The following is a 9,753-nucleotide window of genomic DNA, read 5'->3' as shown; positions in this document are numbered from 1 at the left end:
CTACGTCTGCTTCATATCTCCAAAAGTCATCTTTATCTAATACAAGATATGTCGGATGCCCCTCTTTGTCATACTGGGTAGGTATTTCACGCACAATATCAAAGTTCACGCCATATTTATTTAATGCCGGTGTCATTGCCTCGTAAATATCATCCAGTGTGGAAAAATCATACTCCGCCTCATCATTGTAAAATTTTTTTAAAAGAGTTGGCATTTTCCTTCTGATTCTTAACATTTTCTGTTCCAGATTTAAATATTGATAATTTTTCATTAATTCGTTTCCTCCTGTTTCTGCTAATTTTATGCTGTTTTCTTCTTTGTATCTTCATAAAGAAGCTCTCTGCCGCATGACACACTCTGTATATCTTCTATCCGGAATTCTGCTGCCTTTCCAAAGACACGATATAAAGCTCCCCTGTCTTTTGGGACAAGGCTCTTAACAGCGTAACATCCTTTGGGATTACATATATCCACCGCTCGCACATTTGTATGAATCACCTTCCCATTCCGACAAAGGACTATCTTTACTGTCCTGCTATTGTTTCCTTCAAGTGCCTGTATCAGACGTTTGATTTTATGGATACGGTCATTCGGAGTATTTAAAATTTCCCTGAATTCATCCCGCACGCAGCCGAAAAGAATTCGCTGCTGCGAAATATACGCAATATTCCGTTTGATCCACCGCTTTGCAATCTTTTCCACCACCTGCTCTCCATATTCCAAGAACAGCAAATACATGGTATCGGAAAAAGATGTCTCCAAAGAAATCTTCGGTACGAATTTGATATCAGCAAGATTCCTGCCCTGCAGATAATAGTTCTCTGCACGCTCTCTGATTTCACTACGGACCACCAGCAGAATCAAACTCTTGGTATCAAGCCCGGATTGAAATAGGAACTCCTGCCAATGCATTTCCAGTATTTCATCAGCTTTCTGGCTGGCTCGTTCCTCTGCTGCTCTCCTGATGTCTGTTCTACATGGAAAACCTATTTCTTCCGGAAGGCCAAGTAATACAGCAAGTTCCATATCCACGTCATACAGATTGTAATTTTTTCTGACAAACAATCCCGCAAATTTCAGATCATGCCCGGGCACAAGATTTTTTCCTGCCCCTTTCTGGAGATACAGATAGATAAAATTTCCCTGCCTCATTTTTACCACCGTATCGTTCTGGTGTTCCCATATATTGCTTTTCTCTGCTTCATTCAGCCATGCAAAAAAAGGTTTGGTATAAACTCCGGACAGCACCCATACAGGCAGCATTTCAGATTCTGCCTTTTTCAGTTTCATAACGAAATCTCTCCCGGTATGTCATAGTCATGCCAGCGTACATTCATGCACCTTGCGATTTTTTCTTCCATTTTTACAAGATTGGATGGGCTGCTGCCGCTTTTCCTTGCAAAAAAAAGTGCCTCGCAAAGCCCGCAGTAAATTTCGTAAGCACTACATGGCTGTTCACCGAAGTTTGTCTTGAAACGTTCTACCGTCTCCGCAATCAGCTTTTTCCCAAAACTTTGTTTCTTCATGACTTCTGAGAGGGCATTCACCGGATACCGGATACGGATATCACACAGCTTTCCTATGTCCCTTAGTTTCTGTTTGTAATACTGGAAAATGGATTCCATATTTTCACTAAATTCTTCTAATCCCTGTTTATGCCGATGCTTTGTACGCAGCGCTTCCCCTAAGACAATCGTAAAGTCTCCATCTAAAATGGAATAGAAAATATTTGCTCCCGATGCTCCCACATCAGAACTCACAATGCGGATAAATGTCTGAAGGTTTCCAAAAGGTTTTTTCCCATGTTCCTCCATCAGATCTGCATAGGCTTTCGTCATCTTTTGATCGACAATCTTCCAAGTGATTTGTGCCATATTGTGGTCTGCATAACCATAAATAAACTCGCCATTACGATCACCACTGATATATGCTGACGCAACCATAAAGAGTTTCGGCATGGAGATAATCGCATAATCTGCTTCATCACCGGAGAGTACTCCCCTTACCTTACCTTCTGAAATCCGCAGAAGCGCATCCCCTTTCGCAACCTGCAGGCATTCATTAAGAATATCCGCCAGCACCGATTTTTTGACATCCATAAGTGCCGTTCCCTTAATTCTTGCGCGGTCTTTCAGTGTACTGACTGCCGTTTTTCCCAAGGGATACATTCCTTCCGGAAACTGTAACAGTAATCCGGAATGCTTCTTTGTATCTGCCAGTAAGTCCTTCATATCGACACCTTCCATATCCGGCACAAGTACTTCATGGCCGGAAACTGTCAGGACGCTCAAGCTTCGTGACGGTATACGGATCCATTTTGCTCTTTCATCAATTTCCTCCAGATACTCATGGAAACTTAATTCATCTTTAAATTCCTTTCCAAATTCATCATAATAATACATACTGCTCCTTTCTGAGATTCTTCTTATTTCAAAATTCCAGCCACCATCAGGATATTTTGGATTCTTCCGTTTTCAATCTCAAAAAGATAACCATCCTTGCCCATTTCCGTTAATGTCATAAGATCCAGCTCATTGATACCGTCCCACATTACTTTGATTGTCTGCATATTGTTCCTCCTTTTCTTTTGCTTTTCTCTGCGCCATCATACCCTGTCCTGGGGTATTTCTTTTCTGCACAGCCTGACGCTGCCTGTACTTCTTGTTACTTTCATTCGTCATCCTCCTTTCTGAAAAATGGACACAAAAAAAGACACAAAAAGATTCTTTTACTTTTTGTATCTTCCTTATAGACAGTGTCCTTTTTTAAGTGTGTTTACACTTCAACTTTAACTTCCGGTTCTGCCGGAACAAAAAATTAAAAACTCTGCCTGTTCTTAGCTTGAACCTGCATAAATTTTAATTCAATCTAAGATTAGCACAATATATAGTCATTGTCAACTTATTCAATCTATATATTCACGACAAACGTATGAATGGTTACTGTTCACAGAAAATTCACTCATATGTTTGTCGTGAATCTACATTTAAGTTATAAACCTTTTACTCATGTACATTCCAAAATATAAATCTATTCTGCTGTAACATGCTCTAAACCAGTACATATAACTGCAATGTTTTTAGTGGTTTCATAATATTTTTTTTCTATACTCTTCGACTTCTTGCTTGTATAACTCATTATAAACAGAACAGCTTTTCAACAACTCCATATGATTTCCCATACCAACTATTTTTCCTTCATCTATAACAATAATTTTTGTGGCATTTTTTGCTATTTTTACACGATGTGTAATATAAATGGCAATTTTTTCTTTACTTACTTCAAAAAAGCTGTTAAAAATTTTTAATTCTGCTGTTGCATCCAAAGCAGAACTAGGCTCGTCTAACAAGTATATATCTGCGTCTTTATAATATACCCTGGATAAGGCTATTTTTTGCCATTGACCACCAGACAACTGACTGCCATTATCAAACCAATTACCCAGTATTCGATCTAAAGAATATTTTTCTTCTTGAAGCAAAAAATCCACATTTGCCTTATTTAATGCAGCTTTAACGTTTTCATCAGTACTATCACGTCTAATATCTCCAAGTATTACATTTTCTCTTAATGATCCTTCATACTTCAAAAAGTCTTGAAATAATACAGAAGTTCTCTCTCTATATTCTTCAATACTATATTTCTCTATCGGCTTATCATTTATTAAAACTTCTCCTCTTTTAGGATAATACAGCCCACACAAGATTTTAAATAACGTGCTTTTTCCAGAACCATTTTTTCCAACTATAGCAATTTGATCATTATTACCAATTGTTAAAGAAATATTTTTCAGTACATTTTTAAGTTCTGGATAATCGAAACATACATTTCTCAACTCTATTTTATTTATTTTTTCAATCTTTAGAAGATCCTTCCTTATTTTTTCTTCTCCCTCAGAATCTTCAATGAAATCTTTTAACATTCTCATATATAAATTTGAATTATAAATGGAATATATGCCTGCTGCAACTGTATTTGTAGATGTTTCTATCATCGTAATAGCATTTAAGTAAGCCATCACTGTGCCTATCATAATTTCCCCTGCATAAGCCCCACTAATAGCTACTACCATAATAAATAAGCTAAACAAATCTTGAATAAGACCTATAATCAAGTTAAGAATGGTTTTATATTTTTCTATAGTATTTTCTTGCTTTATGAACAAAGAACTGATGGTTTTATATTTTTCTATAAAATAATCTTTCAAATTATACGATTTTACTTCTTTAAACGCAGTATCATGTGTCAAAAGATATGAATAATACCAGGCTTCTCGCTCCTTATTACTTCTACTATATTTCATCATAAATTCCTTATTCCCAATAATAATTTGTCCTACAAACATACTTAAAGAGATGATGATAAGTGCCACTTCAATCTTCCAATTCCATGATATGATCAAAATAGAAGCTGATATAAGAGAAACTATACTAGAAAAAATATTCATAATTGCTTGCAATGTCTGATAAGGTTTAATTGCTATTTCCTGCTCTAATCTCGTGATAACATCATATGTTTCAGTCCGTTCTAACATTTCCAATGATAATTTACCACACTTTTCAATTAGAATTTTGTTGATACCATATTGAGTAATATTATTAAGCTTATTCAAATTATAATTACTTAAATTTTGAAAAAAATTTTGAATGACAGAAATAGCAAAATACAAAATCACTAATTGTAGTATAATATTCAATGGTTTTTCCATTAGTTGCAATTCATTAATCAACCTTTGATTAATTACCAAAACAATAAATGGAAGAAATCCACTTAAGCTCGAAATAGTTACCGTAAAAAGAAAATTCTTTAGACTTATTCTGCATATCAACTTCAAAGTATATATAAACAAAATATAGTATTCCTTTATTTTCACAAACATACGACACACCTCTTAAATAAAATCGGGGCATAGCAAAATCTCATACTTGAGTTGCTATACCCCTTTTTCAGCTAACTTACGCTGATGCTCTGATAGTCGTAACAGATTTTACTCTATTTCCTGTACGATATTCACCAGCTGAACCGCAGCCACATCCGCAATGCAGACAACTATCATTATTGCCTCTGTATCCTGCGTATCCAGATGTACAAGTACATGCTCTCGGCTGTATTCCACTACCAGGCTCTCTTCCCATTGGATTTACAAACTTCATACCGACACCTCCTTTCCGTATTACTAAACACATTTATGTAAAAAATGTATTTTCCCTATTTGAATACTTTTTGATTATATTCTAATAATCGTTCTGGATTTTCTTCCAAGATGGTATGATATCTTACTAAATTATTCTCTAAATATATTCTTTCACTTCTACATGAATTGTGCCGATAAGCAAAATGAGTTCCGTTTTGATCAAAGCAGTTAACATAGCACATGGAACACAAATTAACAGCCCAACACTCTCCACAATACTTCTTTGCTTCTTGAATGAAACTATCTACATACAGTTCTTTAATTCTATCTTTATAAAAACCTTCATTCACATTTCCAATACTAGGAATATTCCCAACTTTTTCACAAAGTAAAAATTCTCCTGAAACTGTTACATATATTCTTCGTTCTCCTGGAACACAACAACCATTCATTCCATAATTTTTCACAGGCTTATCTGACAAAAGTCTTTGATGTATAATTGAAATTCCCTTATCAATCACGCTATCCGAAAATAGTGGCTTTTCTCTTTCTTCATGCTCCTCTCTATAGTGATTTTCCCAATCATCTAAAGGATCATATGCACTTTTTACATATCTAAATTCCTCTTTACTCTGTGGAAGATAATACTCGCTATCCTCTGGTCCTCTATCTACAGATGAAGTTAATACTCCTATATTATCGGGAATCCATTCTGCATTATCCAAAAATTCTTGTATCCTGTTGTACTTGTTTTCATAATCCGGTTCAGACACAACCATATTAAAGCTTATTTTAGATTCCTTTTTCCACCGTTTCTCTGCTTCAAGAAGTTTCTTAATGCCTTGAACCGTCTTTGTATAACTACCTTTTCCGTCTACCATAATCCTATTAGCATCATGTAATTCTTCAGGTCCATCCAAACTAACAATTATGTTAAAATCATGGCGCATTAAGAAATCTGCAATTTCATCAGAAACTAAAGTAGCATTCGTAGTCATCGCAAATGTCATTTTCCCATTGAATACATCTAACGCATATTCTGCGGCTTGTTTTATTAGAGGAAAATTCATTAAAGGTTCTCCTCCATAAAATCCAATATGAGTTTCTTCCGCCTTATCCGAATGTAATTTTAAGAAATCAATAGCTTTTTTAGCTGTTTCCCAATCCATATCTTTATGACCAAACTCTCTATATTCTGGATGAGATGGATTATAGATACAGTATTTACATCGCAAATTACACTTTTCTGTAACTTCTAATGTTACATTTTGTACTCTATGATCTAAAGCCTCATCCAAATCCGTAACAGCTTCTCCAGTTAGAGTTTCTACTTTATTGGCTGAAAGAATATGTTCTGTTTTTATAGCTTCCTGAATTTCTTCAATGCCTTGAATCAACTCGCTGCTATCCATAGAAAGTTGTAATAGTTCTGTAACATCATCACTTTCCAGTAATGTTGTTAAAATCTCATATACTGTTTTTCTTATCTGTGCTACTTTCCCTGTTCCTGCATCCAGAAAATAATAATTCTTCTTTGTTTGAAAAGTTTTTCCAAGTCTTCCCGGTCGTCCATATTCGCATATAGCATCGTAAAACTTCACTACTACTTCTTCTGTACTCATACAATCTTCTCCCTTCCTAGCCTACTCGATGCCTACAATATGAATATACTGAAAGCATCAAAAACACAATCAATTCAACAACCGCTCCTCCAATAATCATATATGGTGTCCAAACACCAGCATTACCCATTGGCAAGAAATTAATATCAACCAATTGATATAAAAGACTATTTTGCATTCCAATACCCGATGAAGGTAAAATATAAACAAGCCATGATGTTCCTACTACAGCATATACAATAGTTGGCAATAGTGCTGTTACTACCGAAATTAGTATTGCTGTCAAAGATGTTCGGGCTTTAGCTGAGATAAATAGAGTAAGGGCAACTGTACACAAGATAGATAACAATCCTCCCAATACCACTGCTACTTGTAATTGACCAAGGTTTAGCGAAACTAATCCCACGGCTGAAAACAGCATTTGTATTGATGTATTTAAACATTCCAACCCGAAATTATAATTTAGTATTCCTATTTGGATTAACATACACACTAAATAGTATAGTATTATAATAAAAAACAATGCTAATATCTTATATACTACAAATGGTATCCGTCCAAATTTTGTGCATCGCAAAATACAGTCAGATCCATTTTGATATCCTTCTGCAAAAGTAGGAGCAGCGATAGACACGCACAATACCAATAGTATCAAAATATTTAATGTAATATAATCAAATGCATCACGTGAATACCCTCCATATAATGAAAAAGGCATTTCTACTTTTTCATACATTTCAGATGCAGTATCTATAATTTTTTTATTACCATCATATTCTAAAGAAATTACATCTTCTAAATGTGATTTTGCCTTATTATAAAAATCATCACTTTTCTCTATTGGAATATCTTTTAACTCACTACCTACGCCAGTCTGAGGATCTGCAAATACTTCGGGCATTTTAGATAATAACGGCTTAATTGGAGATATTGATTCCGTATATACTGTTAATGGAAATTTTTCGTTATCCTCTGTAATATTCCCATTTTCTTTTATTACTTTTTGATATGCTGTCAATGCACTTTTTAATTTTTCACCAGTTACTTCCCCATCATATTTTGAACGTATGCTTTTCTTATATTCAATAGCTTTCTTACCTTGTAAACTAATCACCTCACCATTAGCATCTGTATAATTTATGGTTTCATAGGTGATAGGTAATATGCCCATCAAAGTTGACATGATCAGACCAATACCTAAAATAATCAAAGTTCTTCGAGATGATAAAATTCTTTTAAGTTCTACTATAAACATTCTCATTCTATTTCACCTCTCTTTCATACGCTGCCTCTGGAAATAACCACAAATATAAATCTTCTAATCTAGGTTCTTCATTAACGGAATTATCCACCTCTGAATTTGAGGATAAATACCGTATGGAAACCATACCATTCGGTTCATTTTTTTGATTAATAATTCTTAGCTTTCTTTCAAAAACAGCAACTTCCTTTGCAGGAATTAAAGCTGACCACACCTTTCCCTCAATTTGTTTCACTAACTCCTCCGTGGTTCCTACATCAACAATTTTCCCGCCTTTCATAATTGCATTTTGGGTAGAAATATATTCAATATCAGAAACAATATGTGTAGAAATTAAGACTATTCTATCTTGTGAAAACTCTGATATAAAATTGCGAAATCGAATACGTTCTCCTGGATCAAGTCCTGCCGTTGGTTCATCTAGGATTAAAATTTCCGGATTATTAAGCATTGCTTGAGCAATCCCTACTCTCCGACGCATACCACCAGATAATTTAACAATCTTCTTCTTTTTCACATCACTTAAAGTAAGTATATCTAACAATTCCGCTATTTTCTTTCTTGCAACTTTTTTTTCAATTCCTTTATATGCAGCAACATACTCAAGATAATCAACTACTGAAAAATCACTAGAACATCCAAATTCTTGAGGCAAGAAACCTAAAATCTCTCGATATAATTTTCCTAGTTTTTTTATATCTTTCCCGTTATATTTTATCACTCCAGATGATGGACTCATTATGTCTGTAATCATTCGCATCAAAGTCGTTTTTCCAGCTCCATTGGCCCCGAGCAGTCCCCATACCCCTGGGGCAAGTGTTAAATTTACTTTATCTACAGCCTTTTTATCCTTAAATTCTTTTGTAACATTCATAATTTGTAAATTCATCAAATCACCAACCTCCAAACAATATAATTAAGCCTCTATTTGATATAAATCATATCAAATAGAGGCTTCTATGGTTTTAAAACTTTATAGGAATTTTCCTAAGAAAATATTAAGAAGTTATAGTTATTTCCCTAATTTCCTTCATTCCAAAGGGATTTTCACATGAAATACAACCTCATTGTTGCTACTTTCAGCCGTAATATTTCCTCCGTGTAAATTAATAATCTCTTTTGTAATGGAAAGACCTAATCCAGCACCTATATTATTTGATTGTCGGGCACCATCTAAACGATTGAATTTTCCAAAAATTTTTCCTAAATCTTCTTTTGCAATCGTTTTACCCTTATTCTTCATTTTAATATAAAGATTATTGTCACTAATATTGGCTGAAATACAAATTGCTGTTTTAGGAAAACTATATAAAATCGCATTTTTTAATAAATTTGAAAATGCTCTTGACAACTTTTCAGCATCTACATTTGCTATAATTTTGCCCTTCATATCAAGAATCAACTCATTCTTATTCTCTTCTAACATAGGTAAAAATTCATCTTGAAGCTGAAGGAACATATAGTGTATATCTATCTTTGTTTTATTCGCTATAACCTCTCCAGTATTATACTGCGTAATCTCAAAAAACTCATTTACCAAATCTTCTAAATGTTCAGCTCTATCTAACACTCGATGAATATATTCCATACGCTTCGTTTCATCCATATCGGGTATTTCATCCAATAAATTAAGATATCCAATGATTGATGTCAAAGGTGTTCTAATATCATGTGCTAAATATGCTACAATTTCATTTTTCTTATTTTCTTCTGCCTTAGCAGCCTTATTAGCAATC

The 9,753-nt window shown here is 34.4% G+C and carries 10 protein-coding genes; all 10 read right to left on the bottom strand.

The genetic code is table 11. The features are described 5' to 3' along the window. Positions 1-271 (bottom strand): ERF family protein (locus WMO25_RS09840; RefSeq protein WP_349085157.1); only part of this gene is annotated, 271 nt, incomplete at its 3' end. A 29-nt stretch (positions 272-300) separates the two neighbouring features. Further along, positions 301-1,290, bottom strand: coding sequence for a hypothetical protein (locus tag WMO25_RS09835; protein WP_349085156.1), 990 nt, complete (start codon positions 1,288-1,290; stop codon positions 301-303). Beyond that, the gene (locus WMO25_RS09830; RefSeq protein WP_118622850.1) at positions 1,287-2,402 is read right to left on the bottom strand and encodes a hypothetical protein; all 1,116 of its coding nucleotides are present in this window, start codon (positions 2,400-2,402) and stop codon (positions 1,287-1,289) included. The genes WMO25_RS09835 and WMO25_RS09830 overlap by 4 nt, the downstream gene beginning before the upstream one ends. Positions 2,403-2,425: 23 nt before the next feature. Continuing rightward, positions 2,426-2,569, bottom strand: coding sequence for a hypothetical protein (locus tag WMO25_RS09825; RefSeq protein WP_172590459.1), 144 nt, complete (start codon positions 2,567-2,569; stop codon positions 2,426-2,428). Between the two features lie 519 nt (positions 2,570-3,088). Next, positions 3,089-4,879, bottom strand: coding sequence for an ABC transporter ATP-binding protein (locus WMO25_RS09820; protein WP_195368963.1), 1,791 nt, complete (start codon positions 4,877-4,879; stop codon positions 3,089-3,091). A 76-nt stretch (positions 4,880-4,955) separates the two neighbouring features. Continuing rightward, positions 4,956-5,135 (bottom strand): Apre_1838 family putative sactipeptide bacteriocin, encoded by a 180-nt coding sequence (locus WMO25_RS09815; RefSeq protein ID WP_243099479.1) that lies wholly within the window; start codon positions 5,133-5,135, stop codon positions 4,956-4,958. Between the two features lie 73 nt (positions 5,136-5,208). Continuing rightward, a complete protein-coding gene (locus WMO25_RS09810; protein ID WP_118622856.1) occupies positions 5,209-6,756 on the bottom strand; it encodes a radical SAM protein in 1,548 nt (515 codons plus the stop codon). Between the two features lie 16 nt (positions 6,757-6,772). Further along, positions 6,773-8,011 (bottom strand): ABC transporter permease subunit, encoded by a 1,239-nt coding sequence (locus WMO25_RS09805; protein ID WP_349085155.1) that lies wholly within the window; start codon positions 8,009-8,011, stop codon positions 6,773-6,775. Positions 8,012-8,018: 7 nt separating this feature from the next. Further along, on the bottom strand, positions 8,019-8,906 hold the full coding sequence (locus WMO25_RS09800; RefSeq protein ID WP_349085158.1) for an ABC transporter ATP-binding protein: 888 nt from the start codon (positions 8,904-8,906) through the stop codon (positions 8,019-8,021). A gap of 141 nt (positions 8,907-9,047) precedes the next feature. Then, positions 9,048-9,753 (bottom strand): sensor histidine kinase (locus WMO25_RS09795; RefSeq protein WP_349085154.1); only part of this gene is annotated, 706 nt, incomplete at its 5' end.

It is taken from the genome of Coprococcus intestinihominis (assembly GCF_040096555.1).
GTDB classification, from domain to species: domain Bacteria; phylum Bacillota; class Clostridia; order Lachnospirales; family Lachnospiraceae; genus Coprococcus_A; species Coprococcus_A intestinihominis.
Note: the sequence above shows the minus strand (reverse complement) of the source record. Positions and strands in the feature narration are given on the sequence as shown.